Genomic DNA, 15,725 nt, shown 5'->3' on the forward strand with positions numbered 1-15,725 from the left:
CGGCGTTGCTTCCCGATCATCAACCACCAATCACAAGAGAGTCGAACATGAACAAGTGGATCACCAGCGCCCTGCTCGCCGGCGCACTCGTCTCCGGCCAGTTCCTCGGCCAGGCCATGGCGCAGGACGACAAGGACACCGTTCGCCTGGGCATCGACGTCCCCTACGAGCCGTTCGTCATGCGCGATGCCGACGGCAAGCTCGAGGGCTTCGAGATCGACCTCGGCAACGAGCTGTGCGCTCGCGCCAACCTCGAGTGCAGCTGGGTCGAACAGAGCTGGGACGGCATCATTCCCGGCCTGCTGGCGCGCAAGTACGATGCCATCCTCTCCTCGATGGCGATCACCCCGGAGCGCGAGCGCCAGGTGATGTTCTCGCTGCCCTACTACAACACGCCGAGCGTCTGGATCACCGCCCGGGATCGCGACATCGACATCGATGACAAGGCTTCGCTCAAGGGTCTTTCGGTGGGCGTGCAGCGCGGCACCATTCGCGACGTCTACGTCACCCAGGAGTACGGTGACGTCCTCGACATCCACCGCTACGGCTCCTCCCAGGAGGTGGTCAACGATCTCAAGTCCGGCCGGCTCGACCTGACCTTCGAGGATTTCCCGATCGCCAACGACGCCATCGATTTCCGCCAGGAAGACAGCCCCTACAAGCAGCTCGGCGACAGCATCAAGACGCCGACGTCGATCTTCGGCAAGGGTGCCGCCATGGCGTTCCGCCAGCGCGACAAGGCGCTGGCCGCCAAGTTCGACAAGGCGATCTGCGAGGTGTACGCCGACGGTACCTTCGACAAGCTGATGGATCAGTACTTCGACTACGACCTGTCGGTCCGCCCCAGCGAAGCCGACTGCGCCCAGTAACCCAGTCCCTTCCGGTCGCTGCCGCGCCAGCGACCGGACCTATCGATTCTCGAGCCGAGGAAGCGTCGTGGAACATCGGAGACACCCATTGATCAGCCCGGTGCCGGGCACCGAGCGACAGATCGACAGCTTTCACTACGGCCCGGCGGACGCCGAGCGCCACCTGTACATCCAGGGTGCCCTGCACGCCGACGAACTGCCCGGCATGCTGGTGGCCTGGACCCTGAAGCAGCGCCTGGCCGAACTCGAAGCCCAGGGCCTGCTGGCCTGCCGCGTCACCCTCGTCCCGGTGGCCAACCCGGTCGGCCTGGACCAGCAACTGATGGACACGCCGCTGGGCCGCTATGACTTCGAGAGCCTGACCAACTTCAACCGCCGCTACGCCAACGTCGCCGACGAGATCGCCGCTGGCCTGGACGCCGCGTTGAACGACGACGTCGCCCACAACCGCGACCTGATCCGCGACCGGTTCGAGGCAGCGCTCGATGCACTGACGCCGACGACGACGCTGGAGTCGATGCGTCTGACCCTGCAGCGCCTGGCCTGCCGTGCCGACTTCGTGCTCGACCTGCACTGCGATTTCGATGCGGTGGAGCATCTCTACACCACGCCGGCGGCATGGCCGGTATTCGAGCCGCTGGCACGCTATTTCGGCGCCAAGGCGAGCATGCTGGCGACCGACTCCGGCGGACAGTCGTTCGACGAGTGCTTCACGCTGGTGTGGGAGCGGCTTCGGCAGACCTTCGGCGACCGTTTCCCGCTCGATTATGGCTGTCAGTCGGTGACCCTGGAGCTGCGCGGGCAGCGCGACGTCGATCACGACCTCGCCGCTGACGACGCCCAGGCGATCATCGACTGGCTCCGCCACCTGGGACTCGTCGCCGGCGAGGCGCCGCCCCTGCCCGAGCTGGCCTATCCCGCCACCGAACTGGCGGCGATGGACTTCCTGCATGCGCCGATCGGGGGGCTGCTGGTGTTCCATGCCAGGCCGGGAACGGCCGTCGAGGCGGGGCAGCTCATCGCCGAGATCATCGACCCGATCAGCGATCGCGTCGAGCCGGTCCGCGCGCCGCAGGCAGGCATGTTCTACGCTCGCAGCCAGCGCCGCATGGCCACGGCCGGCATGATCGTCGCCGATATCGCCGGCCACCACAGTCACCGCAGCGGCTACCTGCTGGCGCCGTGAACCAGGCGTTGATCGAGGTGATATTCAACCGTGTAAGCTTTCGTTATGCTGCGGTTGTCATCCATCGGATGTCGTGGATCGTTCGCCGCCCACGAAGCGCCGGACGAACCGGGACCGAGTCGCAACACACAAGAACACACGCATCACGAGAGAGAAGCGATCCATGAAAAAACTGCTGACCACCAGCCTGCTTGGCGCCGCGCTGATCGCGGGCGTCGTCCAGGCCCAGGACACCGAACAGCTGCGTATCGGCGTCGACGTTCCCTACGAGCCGATGGAATATCGCACTCCGGATGGTGAACTGACCGGCTTCGACATCGAGCTCGGCAACGCCATGTGCGCGCAGATCAAAGCCGACTGCGAATGGGTCGTGCAGGCGTGGGATGGCATCATTCCGGGCCTGCTGGCGCGCAAGTACGACGCCATCATGTCGTCGATGACGATCAATGACGAGCGCCGCCAGACCGTGCTCTTCTCCGACCCGTACATCAAGCCGCCCTCCGCCTGGTTCGCAGCTGCCGACAGCGGCATCGAGACCACCTACCCCGAGTCGCTCAAGGGCAAGACCATCGGCGTCCAGCGCGGCACGCTGCAGGACAACTACGTTACCGACATGTACGGCGACGTGGCCAACATCAGCCGCTACACCACCGCCGACGACCTGGTGCTGGACATGGATGCCGGACGCGTCGACATCGCCTTCCTCGATTTCCCGGTAGGCAAGTCCACGCTGCTGGACAGCAAGGATGGCAACTACGTCACCGTCGGCGACATGATCAGCGAGCCGGAAAAATACTTCGGCGAAGGCTTCGGTATCGCCTTCCGTCCCCGCGACAAGGAGCTCGCCGAGCGCTTCGACGACGCCCTCGCCACGCTGAAGGACAACGGCACCTACCAGAAGATCTACGACAAGTACTTCAAGACCCAGCAGTAGAGGTCGACGGCGGGCGTCCCACGCCTGCCTGCCTCTCGAACGCAAGGCCCCGGTCCCAGGATCGGGGCCTTGTCGTTTCCGCCAGCCGAAGCCATCGGCGCCCCTGCCGTATCGCTGACGTCGCCTCGGCGCTCTAGCTCGCCGCCTCGCGTTGCGCCATCGCGAACTCCTCCTCCGGCGACAGGATCAGCCGATGACGACCGACCAGCGCGAAGTAGGCGATCGCGACGGCGAACCACACGATGACGCCGAGGATGCCGACCCGGTAGGTGGGGTCGCTCAGCTGGAAGAACAGCGTCACCAGCGCGATGGCGATGGTGATCCAGGCACCGGGCACCCCGAAAGGACTGCGATAGGGGCGCGGGATGTCGGCGCGGTTCTTGCGCAGCAGGATGAACGATGCCGCCTGGGCGATGTAGGAGCACATGGCGCCGAACACTGCCATGTTGAGCAGGGTTCCGCCGATCACCGCCGATCCCTGATCGATCCCCAGGCCGATGAACAGTATCAGCATGATGACCAGCCCCAGGCAGGCGCCGGCGATCATCGCCACGTGCGGCGTCTTGCGGGTGCCGTGGGTGATCGACAGCCAGGTCGGAAAGTAGCCGGCCCGCGACAGCGAGTAGATCTGACGCCCCTGGGCGAAGATGATGGTGTGGAAGCTGGAGATCAGCCCGATGATCGCCACCAGCGCCAGGACCTTGGCCAGGCCGCTGCCGTAGATGGCGGCAAAGCCGTCCAGCAGTGGCTCACCGCTCTGTCCAAGGGCGTAGGCCCCGACGCCGACCAGTGAAGGGTTGAGGAACAGCACCATCGAGGCGGAGACGATCAGGGTGATCATCCCCAGGATGATGCCCTTGGGCATGTCTCGCTTGGGATCGACCGACTCCTCCGCCGCCAGTGGCAACTGCTCGATCGCCAGGAACAGCCACACCGCGAAAGGCATCGCCGCCAGCGCGCCGCCAATGCCCATCGGCAGCAACGGCCCGCCGCCGCCCTCCAGCAGCTCACCGCCGCTGCCGATATTGAGCGCCCAGGTGGAGAAGTCGATATTGGGAATCGCCGATACCCAGAACACGATCAGCACCGCCAGCGCCATCAGCGTCACCGTCAAGGTGACCTTGAACGACAGCTCCACGCCCACGATGTTGAGTCCCACGAACAGGATATAGCCTATCACCCACCATAGCGGCTGCATCGCCGCTGGCGTCTCGAAGATGCTGCCCAGGTAGGAACCGATGAAAAAGACGATCACCGCCGGGGTCAGGATGTACTCGACGTTCTCGCACAGGCCGGTGATGAAGCCACCCCAGGGCCCCATGGAAGAGCGCGCGAAGGAGTATGCCGCTCCCGTGTGGGGTAACGCCGGGGACATCTCGGCGATACAGAATGTCAGCCCCAGATACATGATCGCAATCAACGCGGTCGCGATCGCCATGCCGCCCCAGCCGCCGATGGAGAGCCCAAGATTCCAGCCGGAGTAGTGGCCGGAAATGACTGCGCCGACGCCCAGCGCCCATAGCGACCAGGGGCCGGCATATCGGCTCAGGCCACGCTGTTCGAAGTAACTGGCGTCTTCCTGCCGGTATTGAATGTTGGAGGGTTGCTGTTTCATATCCGCCTCTCGCCACTGTCGTTGTCCTTGTTGTCGTCGGTGCAGGGCGGTGAGACCAGCCGCTGCATCCCGCATCCCGTTTCCCCTCGAGGTGCGAGGAGACCTTGCGCTTTCAGAAATACTGCAGACCCCACGGGTCCGCAAACCCCTTGGCGCGGATGGGACAGTGTCCAGAAGAGAGTCACGAGGAAAACCGTCTCGCGCGGTGGGAAATCACCGCAACAATCACCGGGAACCGCTACGTAAGACAGCAATTGTTTACCGTTCTGGTGTGGAGAGCGGCACTCGCTATCCGTATCGTGCTGGGTAACGCTGGATCTATCGAAGACAGACGACGCCCCCGAAGGCGTCGCATAAAAAGGACGATGGCCCATTACTGGAAGCTATCGCCACCGAGTCGCAGGGGGATTCCATGGAGTCATGGTTCAGTACAACGCCGGGAGAGATCGTCTTTTGGCTGGCGCTCTGCTCGCTCGCCATGATCCTCCGGCACCGCATGCCGGGCTGGTGGGCGCTGTCGCTTCGACCGGACAGCGGCGGCGGCGCGGAGGCCGCCGTCCAGGTGGCCGCTCACCCCGTCACCGGCAAGCTCCAGGTCTATCATCTCTCACGCTGGTTCGACGCGGTCCTGATCGATCCGGCCAACCCTCCGCTACGCGATGGCGAGACCGTCTACCTGATACGCTGGGAGTCGCGCCAGGCCTGGGTCAGCCGCGTCCGCAGCCACACGCCCGCCCCGCGTCACAAGCACAAGCGCTGGCAATGGAGCCTTCATTAGGCGCTACCCGAGGCCCCGGTGCCAAGCCGTCCGGCGTCGATCAGCCGGTGACCCGTCGAACGCTCCACGCTAGCCCAGCCTTCGCCTGGCTACGGTCAAAGAGACTCACCCTCGAGGTCCCTGTCAGGTCGCCGATGGCTTGGCGAACCGCGCGACCAGCCTCGCCATCCCCGGCCCCACCAGCACGACCGTGAATAGCCTGAGCGTCTGCAACGCGACCACCAACCCCACATCCGCATGGGTATCGATCGCGATGATCGTCATCGAATCGAGGCCGCCAGGACTCGTGCCCAGATAGGCAGTAATGAAAGTGGTGTGCATCAACAGCGTCATCAGCCAGGCGGAGACGGCACAGAGCGCAATCAGCACCAGCGAGGCGAAAATCATCTTGCCGAGCGCGCGCGCGATGTTGTGGACCGTCTCCCGGTCGAAGCGGAGTCCCACGTAGGCGCCGATCACGCCGTAAGCGAGCTCGAGTAGCGGCTGGGGCAGCACGATGGTGATGAGTCCGCTCAGGCTCAATACGCTGCCCAGCACCACCGGCCCGAGCAACGCGCCCGCGGGCAACCGGCGGTCGAATAACCACACGCCGCCGACGACGACCGCTAACGTGGCAACGAAGCTGCCCAGCTCTGCCAGACTGGCGGGCAGGTTGGCAGCGTGCCCCTGGCCGGCGCTGTCCGTCACGCCAAGGTAGTGGCTGACCAGGGCCCCCACCAGCACCACGCAGACCACGCGCACGTACTGCATCGCCGCCACGATCCGCGGATCGGCATCGCTCTCCTCGGCCATCGCGACCATCGCCGCGGCGGCGCCCGGCGTCGTGCCCCAGGCCGCTGTCGAGCCAGGCAAGCCGCCGTAGCGCACCAGCCCTATGCCCACCCCCAGGCTCAGCAGCAGGGTGATCGCCGTGGCGATCAGCATCACCGGCCAGGCATCGAGAATCTTGAACAGCACCGACAGGGTCAGCGTCTGGGCGATCAGCACGCCGATCACCCCTTGGCTGAGCTTGAAACCGATACGAGGCAACTTCAGGCCACCGACCAGCACCCCGTAGGCGATCGATACCGCCATCGGGCCGATGAACCCGCCGGCCGGCATATGCACCGCGTTCAACGACCGGTTGGCAACGACGCAGCCGAGCACTAGCAGCAGCCATCGCAACCACGTCGGGGGGCGGAAGCGCGATGATGGCTGGCTGGGCACGGAGGGGTCAGTGGGCAAGTTCGAACTCCGATAAAAGGCTAATGATATCAACTTTGACCAAAGCGCGGCATCGTTTGTCGACAATCTTTGGTTTCAAACTGTCAGCGACACGTCACCGCTCACGCCGGCCCGGAAGGCTGCTACAGTCAATGAATCAGGCGCAGTGCCAGCCCCTGCCATGGAGACCGACATGCTTCGAAATCTGGTGACCTTCCCCGGTGCCGCCCTGTTGTTGTCGCTTGGCGGTGAGGCCTTCGCCGCGGAGCCGGTACGGAGCGGTCCGCCCAATGCGCCGGAGCAGACCCCGGCCTTCGACGGCCAGACCCGCGCGCCGGCGCTCGACGGCGATGTCACGCTCACGGTAACGCCGGTAGCCGAGGGCCTGGCCCATCCATGGGGCCTGGCATTTGTCGACAACGACATGGCACTGGTAACCGAGCGCGCCGGGCGACTGCGTGCCGTCGACCTGCAGGCCGGGACGCTGTCCGCGCCCATCGAGGGCCTGCCGGAGATCGATGCCCGCGGCCAGGGAGGTCTGCTCGACGTGGTGCTCGACCCCGACTTTTCCAGCAACCGGCGAATCTACTTCAGCTACGCCGAACCCAGGGGCGACGGCGAGAACGGCACCTCGGTCGCCCGTGGCGTCTTGAGCCAGGACCACGCGCGGCTGAGCGACGTCGAAGTCATCTTTCGCCAGACACCGGCGTGGAACTCCACCAAGCACTTCGGTGCCACGCTGACCTGGGACGACCAGAACCGACTCTACGTGACCCTGGGCGAGCGCTCGCTACCCGAACCCCGCCAACTGGCTCAGGATCTGGACACGCATCTGGGCAAGGTGGTGCGGATCCACGCCGACGGCTCGATTCCCGACGACAACCCGTTCGCCGGTGGCCAGAACGGAGGTGTCGAAAAAGGCGGCCTGCCCGAGATCTGGTCGTACGGCCATCGCAACGTCCAGGGCGCGGCGCTGAACCCCGCCAGCGGTGAACTCTGGACCATCGAACACGGGCCCAGGGGCGGCGACGAACTCAACGTCCCCGAAGCCGGCCACAACTACGGCTGGCCCGTCATTACCTATGGCGAGGATTACAGCGGAGCACCGATCGGTGAAGGCGTGACCGCCAGGGAGGGAATGGAACAGCCGATCTACTACTGGGACCCGGTGATCGCGCCCGGCGACATGACGTTCTATCAGGGGGATCGCTTCCCTGGTTGGGAGGGCGATCTGATCATCGCGTCGCTGTCGCCGGGCGGACTGGTGAGGCTGACGCTCGACGGCAAGCGTGTCAGCGGCGAGCAGCGTCTTTTGGAGAAGCTGGGCCGCGTACGCGATGTCGAGGAGGGCCCCGACGGCGCGCTCTGGGTGCTGACGGACTCCAGCAACGGCGCGCTGGTCCGGATCACCCCGGACGGCGAGTGATTTCCAAACTTACAGCGGCAAATGGATGATCGCACTGCGGATGCCGTCGGCGTCGATCCACAGCTTGCCGAGCGTGATCGGCAGGCTGAATCGGCGCTTGCCCGCTGCGCCGGGGTTGAACCATAGCCTCCGCTCGTCGCCCTCTCCCCGCCACTCGTTGCGCGGCTTGTGCGAGTGGCCGTGCAGCACGGCCTCGCACGCCATCCGCTCGTCGACGTCCGCCACATCATGGACCAGCTGCAGGGGCCGGCCGTTGATCACCAGCAGGCGGTGTGACGGCAGTGCCGAACACACCCCCTCCCGGTCGATGTTGCCGCGAACGCTGTAGACCGGCGCCAACTCGGCCAGACGCTCGAGAATGGCCGGATCGCCGACGTCGCCCAGATGAATCAACGGGCGACAATCCGCCAGCAGCGCCAGGGCTTGGTCCCGCAGCAACCCGTGGGTATCCGAAATGACCCCGACCGGCGACGTCGTCTCGACAATGTCCGCGGTGATGTTCACCGATGATCTCCCGATGAAACGGTCGAAGAGTGCAGACAAAAACGGCCCCGAGGGGCCGTCTGGAACGTTGCACGAGTCCGCTTCATGATTTGACGCTGGTCGACTTGCCCATGCCCTCGTAGGTCATGTTGCCATCGGCATCGATCTGGCAGGTCAGGTTGTATTTCGCATTGCCCTCGCCGAGCAGATCGACCCGCAGCTCGAAGGTGTCTCCCTGCTCGAGCTCATCGGCATCGTAGTCCTTGGCGTTGTTCTCGTAGATCGAATTGCCTCGGAATTTCTCGCTACCTTCGTCTTTCTGCAGGGCGAGATCGAGACACTCCTTGGCGAGTTTGGGGGCTCCCTCCGCCTGCGTCTCGGTTTCATGGGCCGGCTCCTGCTCGTTGGTCTGCGCCCCCTCCTGCTTGTTCACGTTGGGCTGATCGCTCGTCTTGTCCTGCGCCACGGCGCCACCGGCGAACAGCGTCGTGCTCAGTACCAGGCCCAGCCCGGCATTCCTCATCCATTGGGTCGCCATTGCACCTCTCCCTGTTGTGCCATTTGCCCTCGCAGTATAGGAGAGCCTCGCGATCTGCAAAGTCATCGACGCCGAGACCGCGATGGGCAGGGCCCACTCACCCCCAGAGACGTCGGCTGGCGATCGCCGCGCCTTCGCTCAGCGCCTTGAGCTTGGCCCAGGCCACGTCCTGGGCGACGAACTCGTAGCTGGCGAAGGTGCCGAAACCACAGTCCGTGCCGGCCACGACACGCTCGCGATCGCCGACGGCATCGACCGAGGCGCAGATGCGATTGGCCACCACTTCGGGGTGTTCGAGATAGTTGGTGGTGACATCGATCACCCCCGGCATCAGCAGCATGTGATCCGGCAGCGGATGGGTCTTGAACGAGACCGTCTCGTGTTCGTGACGCGGATTGCCCAGCGGGATGCTGAGTGCCCCCACCTTGGCGCGGTAGAGGATCGGCAGCAGCTCGGCGACCGGCACGTCATCCTGATGCGGGCCCTGCCAGTTGCCCCAGCAGACGTGCAGGCGCACCTTGTCCGCCGGAATGTTCTCCAGCGCCAGGTTGATCGCCTCGATATGCAGCTCGACGCGCTCGAGGAAGGTCCCCAGATCGGCGTCACCGAACAGGATCACGCGCTCCATGGCCAGATCCGGGGCGTCCAGCTGCAGCACGTGGCCGGCCGCCACGATCGCCTCGTACTCCTGCTTCAGCTCGCGGGCTACCGCCAGCACGTAGTCGCGGTCGGTGGGATAGTCGGGGTTGTCCTGGGCGCGCAGCATGGTGGTGGTGACCACGCCGGGGGAGGCCGCGGTCATGAAGGTCTCCAGCGGTGCCGGCTTGCCGGCAAGCGCCGCCGAAAACGAGGCCAGCTCCGCCTTGACCCCGGCCAGTGTCGGATCGTAGTGCACCGCACGCTGGGCCAGCGGCGTGTTCCACACCTTGGCCAGATCCTCGGAGACACCGATCTGGCGCGCCATGTGTTCGGCGTAGCCGGGGAACTTCTGGATATCCAGCGTCGGCTTGCGCCGACCCTCGCCGCCGAAGCCGCTCATGCGCTCGGTCACGTAGGTCGAGAAGCCCACTCGTGGCGCCTCGCCGTTGTTGATGCTGTCGAGCCCGGCATCGAGCTGGGCGCCGATCACGCCATCCAGGCAGCCCGCGACCTCGGCCTCGAACGCCGCACTGTCGACCGGCTTGCCCTGCTCCCGCAGGACCAGCATGCGCGACAGCGCCGGGGTGCGCGGCAGGCTGCCGGTATGAGTGGTGATGATGCGGTCGCGACTGACTTTCATGGCAATTCCCTGGCGTTATGGAACGGTTCGGCGATGGCGAGCGGATCGGCTAGCGTGGCGCCACCGAAGAGGCAGGCCGCCAGGATACCCAAGCCGGAGATGCAATAGACGTGAGGCCGCATGAAAGTTGTGCAGCTCGATCATGAACCGGGCTCATGTTTCGCTTCAGCAGTCGCCTCACCACGAAAAACGCCCCGAGGGAGACCCCGGGGCGTTCATTCAGCGAAGGCGACCGCGTCGATCGCCTGGTGCCGACTCAGTCTTCCAGCGCTTCAGGCAGATCGGTGACCGCGCCTTTCGATGCGGAACTGACCGTCTTGGCGTACTTGGCCAGCGTCCCGCGGGTATATCGCGGTGCCGGACGCTGCCAGGCCGCGCGGCGCCGCTCCATCTCGGCATCGTCGATATGCACGGTCATCACGTCGTTCTCGGCGTCGATGGTGATCTCGTCGCCATCCTCGACCAGGCCGATCGGCCCGCCGACGAACGCTTCCGGCGTGATATGGCCGACCACGAAGCCGTGGCTGCCGCCGGAGAAGCGACCGTCGGTGATCAACGCCACCTTGTCGCCCAGGCCGCGGCCCATGATCGCGGAGGTGGGTGTGAGCATCTCGCGCATGCCCGGGCCACCCTTGGGTCCTTCGTAGCGGATGACGACGACATCGCCGGCGACCACGGTCAGGTCGTTGATGCGTGCCTGGGCCTCCTCCTCGGAATTGAAGACCCGCGCCCGACCGGTGAAGCGGGTCCCTTCCTTGCCGGTAATCTTGGCCACGGCCCCTTCCGGCGCCAGGTTGCCGTAGAGAATGCGCAGGTGGCTGCTCGCTTTCACCGGCGCATCCAGCGGCTTGATGATCTGCTGATCGACCGGATACGGCGCCACGTCCGCCAGGTTCTCCGCCAGTGTCTTGCCGGTGACGGTGATGCAATCGCCGTGGAGCATGCCCGCATCCAGCAGTACCTTCATCAGCGGCTGGATGCCGCCGATCGCCACCAGCTCGCTCATCATGTAGTGGCCACTGGGGCGCACGTCGGCGAGCACCGGCACCCGCTTGCCGATCTCGGTGAAGTCATCCAGCGTGAGCTCGACGCCAACGGTGTTGGCGATCGCCAGCAGGTGCAGCACCGCATTGGTGGAGCCGCCGAGGGCGATGACCACGGTGATGGCGTTCTCGAACGCCTTGCGGGTCATGATGTCGGAAGGCTTGAGGTCCAGCTCGAGCAGCTTGAGCACGGCCTCGCCGGCGGCGCGGCTGTCGTCGTGCTTGGTCTGGGAGACCGCCTCCTGGGCCGAGGAGTTGGGCAGGCTCATGCCCAGCGCCTCGATCGCCGAGGCCATGGTGTTGGCGGTATACATGCCACCGCAGGAACCCGGCCCTGGGATCGCGGTCTCCTCGATCTGCTTGACCTCGATCAGCGACTTGTTGCCCTGGGAGTAGGCCCCCATCGCCTCGAACACCGAAACGATATCGGTATGGCCCGCGCCCGGCTGGATGGTGCCGCCGTAGACGAAGATGCTGGGCCGATCGAGACGCGCCAGCCCGATCATGCAGCCCGGCATGTTCTTGTCGCAGCCGCCGATGGCGACCACCCCGTCGAAGCCTTCGCAGCCGGAGACGGCTTCGATGGAGTCGGCGATGATCTCGCGCGAGGCCATCGAGTACTTCATGCCCTCGGTGCCGTTGGCAATGCCGTCGGAGATGGTGATGGTATTGAAGATCACGCCCTTGCCGCCGGCGGCGTCGGCACCGTCACTGGCCGCTTCCGCCAGCACGTTGATATGACTGTTGCACGGCGTCACCCGGCTCCAGGTCGAGGCGATGCCCACCTGCGGCTTCTTGAAGTCCTCGTCGGTAAAGCCCACCGCGCGCAGCATGGCGCGACTGGCGGCCTTGCCGGGACCATCGACCACGTTGGCGGAGTGGCGGCGACGGTGGTCGGTATTTTCCGGGTAATCCTGACTCATCAAGCGCTCCTGTTTTCGGCTGTTCGCCTCGAGGGCGGTCTGGCTGCCTCGTCGGGCGAAGGTTGAGCGACGCATGCCGGCTGAAACGATGCCTCGAAAGATGACGGTCGGCAGGCGTCGAGGTGTCACGGTCACATGACAATGCTCGGACGCGATGGCTCTTGTGAAGCGGCTCTCGTGAAGCGAATCGGACGCGCCCGATGCAGAAAGGGTGGCCCATTGTAACGGCACCGAGCGCGCGCGGACATCCGACGATGGCGGAAATCGCGCGTCTCTCGAGGGCGGCCATCCATGCAATACTGGCCGCCATCACGTCTGCCGTCTTCACCGCACGCCGAGCGAGCCCGCCATGTTCGACTTCAAGGAAATCGAAGCCTTCGTCTGGATCGTACGCCTGGGATCGTTCCGCCTTGCCGCACAGCACCTGCACCTGACCCAGCCCTCCATCTCGGATCGTATTGCCCGGCTTGAGGAGTTCGTCGGCGGGCCGCTGCTGGATCGCGCCCAGCGCCCGATCCAGCCCACACCCAAGGGTCGACAGTTCTACCGCCACGCTCAGCACATGCTGGAGACACGCCAGGAGGCGATGGCGATGCTCGAGGCCAACAACCCGTTCCAGGGGGTGCTGCGTCTCGGCGTGGTCGAAACCATCGCCCATAGCTGGCTGCCGGCGTTCATCGCCGAACTCGCCAACCGCTTCCCCGACATGACGCTGCAGCTCGAGGTGGACGGCACGCCGGGACTCGCCAACCGGCTGCTCAATCGCCAGATCGACATGGCCTTCACGCTGGGACCGGTCGACGCCCAGGACATCCTCAGCCGGCCGCTATGCCACTATGCCACGGGCCTGATCGCCACCCCGCAGCTGGGTTTCTCGGCCCGGACGTTCACTCTGGAAGCGCTGGCGCGTACCGGCACGCCCTTGATCACCTTCGCCAGCGACAGCCGCCCTTACCGGGAGCTGCAGTCGCTGTTGCATCAGCAGCGTCTGGAGCGGATCAAGCTGCACTGCTCCGGCTCGGTCTGGACCATCGTGCGCCTGGCGCTGGATGGTATCGGCGTCGGTGCCATCCCGCCCCGCATCGTCGAACAGGAGATCGCCCGCGGCGAGCTCATCACCCTGCCCTGCGACCTGCCCCGGCTCGACTTCGCCGCCTCCTGGCCGCAGCACATCGACAAGGCGCTGGCCGATGGCGTCATCGACCTGGCGATCGAGCTCGGGCAACGGGACCAGCGCGAGCACGCCTGACGCCGAAAGCGGCGTTACCGAGGGGTCCTTTGTCGCAAGGCGTTGCCGATGTGCCTGACGTCGAAAGGTTTTGTCGAGAACGCTGGTATTGAAAGGTTTTACCGATGAATAAGAATCATAAAAATCGATTGGATTGATGCGCCGTGAACCCATAGCGTGGGATGTCATAAGGCGGCGCCCGGTTCTGCCGGCCAAGACTGCCACGACAATGACAACCAGGATCGACGACATGACCTCTCTCGACGCCACCGTCTCTCCGGCCGAGGCGCGCGCCGCCATCCGCCGCGGCGACTGGCCCACCACCACCACCGGTATCGCCAACGGTTTCGCCCAGGCCAATCTGGTCATCATTCCCGAAACCTACGCCGCCGACTTCCTGCGTTTCTGCATGGCCAACCGCGCCGCCTGCCCGGTGCTCGACGTCAGCGAACCGGGCAGCTTTCATCCGCAGGCCCTGGGAGAGTCGATCGACCTGCGCACCGACGTGCCGCGCTACCGCGTCTACGAACATGGCGAACTGGTCGACGAGCCGGCCGACCTCGTCTCCCGCTGGCGCGACGACCTGGTCACCTTCTCGATCGGCTGCTCGTTCTCGTTCGAGGAGTCGCTGCTCGCCGAGGGCGTGCCGGTTCGCCACATGGCCGCGCGGACCATCGTGCCGATGTACCGAACCCGCATTCCACTGATTCCCGCCGGCCCGTTCCACGGCAGCTACGTCGTGTCGATGCGCGCCATGTCGCCGGCCGATGCCATCCGCGCCGTGCAGATCACCACCGACATGCCCAGCGTTCACGGCGCGCCCCTGCATCTGGCGCGACCGGAGCTGATCGGCATCGACGACATCCATGAGCCGGACTTCGGCGATGCCCCGGTGATGGAAGCCGGCGACATCCCGGTGTTCTGGGCCTGCGGCGTGACACCGCAGATCGCGCTGATGAATGCGAAGCTGCCCTTCGCCATGGCCCACGCCCCCGGTCATATGCTGATTACCGACATCCCCAACTATCGCCTGAAGTATCGGTAGCGGCGATATCGCGGCGGTCACGCCGGTCGCGCCTGCCGAAGACTCGTAAAACAACCTCAACAAGCGAGACTCCCATGAAGAAGACACTGTTTGGCCTCACGCTCTCCGCCCTGACTGTCGGCCTTGCCCAGGGCGCCGTCGCCGATACCAGCCTCAACGTCGTCGGTACCTGGAGCGCGGTCTCCCTGCACAAGAACTTCGAGAAGCCGTTCTGGACCGAGACCCTGCCCAAGGCGAGCGATGGCCAGATCCAGGTCCAGATGACGACCTTCGATCAGATGGGTATCGAAGGCAGCGATGTCTTCACCTACCTGAAGAACGGCCTGTTCAATGTCGGCATGACCTTCTCCGACTACGTCGGCGGCGAGGCGCCGGCACTGGAAGGTCTCGACCTGCCGATGATGACCACCGATCCCGAGAAGGCCCGCGAGGTCAGCGAGGCGTTCATGCCGATCGCCGAGAGAACGATGCAGTCTCACTACAATGCGCACGTGCTGGCGATCGCGCCCAACACGCCGCAGGTGGTGTTCTGCAACACGCCGATCAAGGGCCTCGGCGATCTGCAGGGCAAGAAGGTCCGCGCCAGCGGCCGCACCACGGCGGAGTTCCTCTCCGCCATCGGCGCCCAGAGCACGGTCATGGCCTTCAACGAAGTGCCCGGCGCACTGGAGCGCGGGGTGATCGACTGTGCCGTCACCGGCTCGCTCTCCGGCTACAACTCCGGCTGGCAGGATGTCGCCGATTATTTGCTGCCGCTCCCCATCGGCGGCTGGGATACGGTCATCACGGCGGTCAGTGACGATACCTGGAACTCGCTCGACGACGAGACCAAGCAGACCATCGAGAGCCAGATCGTACCCGGCTTCATCGATCCGGTGTGGAACAACCTGGCCAAGGACGAGCAGCAGGGCATCGCCTGCCTGACCGGCAATGGCGAGTGCGAGCACGGCAAGCCGGGCGACATGACACTGGTCGAGGTGACCGATGCCGACCGCGAGCGCGCCCATCAGGCGCTGGTCAGTGCGGTCCTGCCGAGCTGGGCCTCGCGGATCGATGACGAAACGATCTCGCTGTGGAACGAGAACGTCGCTCCCCTCGTCGCCCTCCCCATCGTCAAGTAAATGGATCGCAGGGCCGGGCACGTCAGTGCTCGGCCCTTGCCCGTCGGCAGGTAT

Annotated in this window: 14 protein-coding genes; 8 read left to right on the plus strand and 6 right to left on the minus strand. The window is 65.2% G+C overall.

Annotated features, from left to right (window positions below; all coding sequences use genetic code 11):
• Nucleotides 1–47: 47 nt before the first annotated feature.
• The 3 genes from DOM56_RS05555 (at nucleotide 48) to DOM56_RS05565 (ending at nucleotide 2,989) form a co-directional block, all read left to right on the plus strand.
• Nucleotides 48–869, plus strand: a complete 822-nt coding sequence (locus tag DOM56_RS05555; RefSeq protein WP_110707887.1) for a transporter substrate-binding domain-containing protein — start codon at nucleotides 48–50, stop codon at nucleotides 867–869.
• Nucleotides 870–936: 67 nt separating this feature from the next.
• Nucleotides 937–2,055 (plus strand): succinylglutamate desuccinylase/aspartoacylase family protein, encoded by a 1,119-nt coding sequence (locus tag DOM56_RS05560; protein ID WP_110707888.1) that lies wholly within the window; start codon nucleotides 937–939, stop codon nucleotides 2,053–2,055.
• Nucleotides 2,056–2,218: 163 nt separating this feature from the next.
• Entirely contained in the window at nucleotides 2,219–2,989 is a 771-nt protein-coding gene (locus DOM56_RS05565) for an ABC transporter substrate-binding protein (RefSeq protein ID WP_110707889.1), read from the plus strand.
• Nucleotides 2,990–3,122: 133 nt separating this feature from the next.
• On the opposite strand, the gene DOM56_RS05570 is transcribed toward DOM56_RS05565, so the two are convergent.
• Nucleotides 3,123–4,604, minus strand: coding sequence for an amino acid permease (locus DOM56_RS05570; protein ID WP_110707890.1), 1,482 nt, complete (start codon nucleotides 4,602–4,604; stop codon nucleotides 3,123–3,125).
• 412 nt (nucleotides 4,605–5,016) lie between these two features.
• On the opposite strand from DOM56_RS05570, the gene DOM56_RS05575 reads away from it, so the two are divergent.
• Nucleotides 5,017–5,382, plus strand: coding sequence for a hypothetical protein (locus tag DOM56_RS05575; RefSeq protein WP_110597962.1), 366 nt, complete (start codon nucleotides 5,017–5,019; stop codon nucleotides 5,380–5,382).
• Between the two features lie 123 nt (nucleotides 5,383–5,505).
• On the opposite strand, the gene DOM56_RS05580 is transcribed toward DOM56_RS05575, so the two are convergent.
• Entirely contained in the window at nucleotides 5,506–6,606 is a 1,101-nt protein-coding gene (locus DOM56_RS05580; RefSeq protein WP_198655691.1) for an AbrB family transcriptional regulator, read from the minus strand.
• A 172-nt stretch (nucleotides 6,607–6,778) separates the two neighbouring features.
• Here DOM56_RS05580 and DOM56_RS05585 point away from each other — a divergent pair, with 172 nt between their 5' ends.
• Complete coding sequence (locus DOM56_RS05585; protein ID WP_110708056.1) at nucleotides 6,779–8,011, plus strand: PQQ-dependent sugar dehydrogenase; 1,233 nt, start codon at nucleotides 6,779–6,781, stop codon at nucleotides 8,009–8,011.
• A 9-nt stretch (nucleotides 8,012–8,020) separates the two neighbouring features.
• Here the strand turns inward: DOM56_RS05585 and DOM56_RS05590 are convergent, their stop codons facing one another.
• From DOM56_RS05590 to ilvD, 4 genes are all read right to left on the minus strand, one after another.
• Nucleotides 8,021–8,515 (minus strand): metallophosphoesterase family protein, encoded by a 495-nt coding sequence (locus DOM56_RS05590; RefSeq protein WP_342595354.1) that lies wholly within the window; start codon nucleotides 8,513–8,515, stop codon nucleotides 8,021–8,023.
• A gap of 82 nt (nucleotides 8,516–8,597) precedes the next feature.
• Nucleotides 8,598–9,032, minus strand: a complete 435-nt coding sequence (locus DOM56_RS05595; RefSeq protein ID WP_110707891.1) for a hypothetical protein — start codon at nucleotides 9,030–9,032, stop codon at nucleotides 8,598–8,600.
• 97 nt (nucleotides 9,033–9,129) lie between these two features.
• Entirely contained in the window at nucleotides 9,130–10,311 is a 1,182-nt protein-coding gene (locus DOM56_RS05600) for a methionine synthase (RefSeq protein ID WP_110707892.1), read from the minus strand.
• A gap of 256 nt (nucleotides 10,312–10,567) precedes the next feature.
• A complete protein-coding gene (ilvD, locus tag DOM56_RS05605; protein ID WP_110597966.1) occupies nucleotides 10,568–12,277 on the minus strand; it encodes a dihydroxy-acid dehydratase in 1,710 nt (569 codons plus the stop codon).
• 349 nt (nucleotides 12,278–12,626) lie between these two features.
• On the opposite strand from ilvD, the gene DOM56_RS05610 reads away from it, so the two are divergent.
• The 3 genes from DOM56_RS05610 to DOM56_RS05620 all read left to right on the plus strand — a co-directional run bounded on the left by DOM56_RS05610 (nucleotide 12,627) and on the right by DOM56_RS05620 (nucleotide 15,671).
• On the plus strand, nucleotides 12,627–13,526 hold the full coding sequence (locus tag DOM56_RS05610) for a LysR family transcriptional regulator (RefSeq protein ID WP_110597967.1): 900 nt from the start codon (nucleotides 12,627–12,629) through the stop codon (nucleotides 13,524–13,526).
• Between the two features lie 229 nt (nucleotides 13,527–13,755).
• On the plus strand, nucleotides 13,756–14,550 hold the full coding sequence (locus DOM56_RS05615; RefSeq protein WP_110707893.1) for a putative hydro-lyase: 795 nt from the start codon (nucleotides 13,756–13,758) through the stop codon (nucleotides 14,548–14,550).
• A gap of 74 nt (nucleotides 14,551–14,624) precedes the next feature.
• Nucleotides 14,625–15,671 (plus strand): TRAP transporter substrate-binding protein, encoded by a 1,047-nt coding sequence (locus tag DOM56_RS05620; protein WP_110707894.1) that lies wholly within the window; start codon nucleotides 14,625–14,627, stop codon nucleotides 15,669–15,671.
• The last annotated feature ends 54 nt before the right edge of the window (nucleotides 15,672–15,725 follow it).

The organism is Salinicola sp. CR57, from assembly GCF_003206585.1.
GTDB classification, from domain to species: domain Bacteria; phylum Pseudomonadota; class Gammaproteobacteria; order Pseudomonadales; family Halomonadaceae; genus Salinicola; species Salinicola lusitanus.

Coding starts and splice junctions, on each gene's coding strand:
- DOM56_RS05555 (WP_110707887.1), top strand. CDS start 48: ATGAACAAGTGGATCACCAGCGCCCTGCTCGCCGGCGCACTCGTCTCC.
- DOM56_RS05565 (WP_110707889.1), top strand. CDS start 2,219: ATGAAAAAACTGCTGACCACCAGCCTGCTTGGCGCCGCGCTGATCGCG.
- DOM56_RS05570 (WP_110707890.1), bottom strand. CDS start 4,604: ATGAAACAGCAACCCTCCAACATTCAATACCGGCAGGAAGACGCCAGT.
- DOM56_RS05575 (WP_110597962.1), top strand. CDS start 5,017: ATGGAGTCATGGTTCAGTACAACGCCGGGAGAGATCGTCTTTTGGCTG.
- DOM56_RS05585 (WP_110708056.1), top strand. CDS start 6,779: ATGCTTCGAAATCTGGTGACCTTCCCCGGTGCCGCCCTGTTGTTGTCG.
- DOM56_RS05595 (WP_110707891.1), bottom strand. CDS start 9,032: ATGGCGACCCAATGGATGAGGAATGCCGGGCTGGGCCTGGTACTGAGC.
- DOM56_RS05600 (WP_110707892.1), bottom strand. CDS start 10,311: ATGAAAGTCAGTCGCGACCGCATCATCACCACTCATACCGGCAGCCTG.
- ilvD (WP_110597966.1), bottom strand. CDS start 12,277: ATGAGTCAGGATTACCCGGAAAATACCGACCACCGTCGCCGCCACTCC.
- DOM56_RS05610 (WP_110597967.1), top strand. CDS start 12,627: ATGTTCGACTTCAAGGAAATCGAAGCCTTCGTCTGGATCGTACGCCTG.
- DOM56_RS05615 (WP_110707893.1), top strand. CDS start 13,756: ATGACCTCTCTCGACGCCACCGTCTCTCCGGCCGAGGCGCGCGCCGCC.
- DOM56_RS05620 (WP_110707894.1), top strand. CDS start 14,625: ATGAAGAAGACACTGTTTGGCCTCACGCTCTCCGCCCTGACTGTCGGC.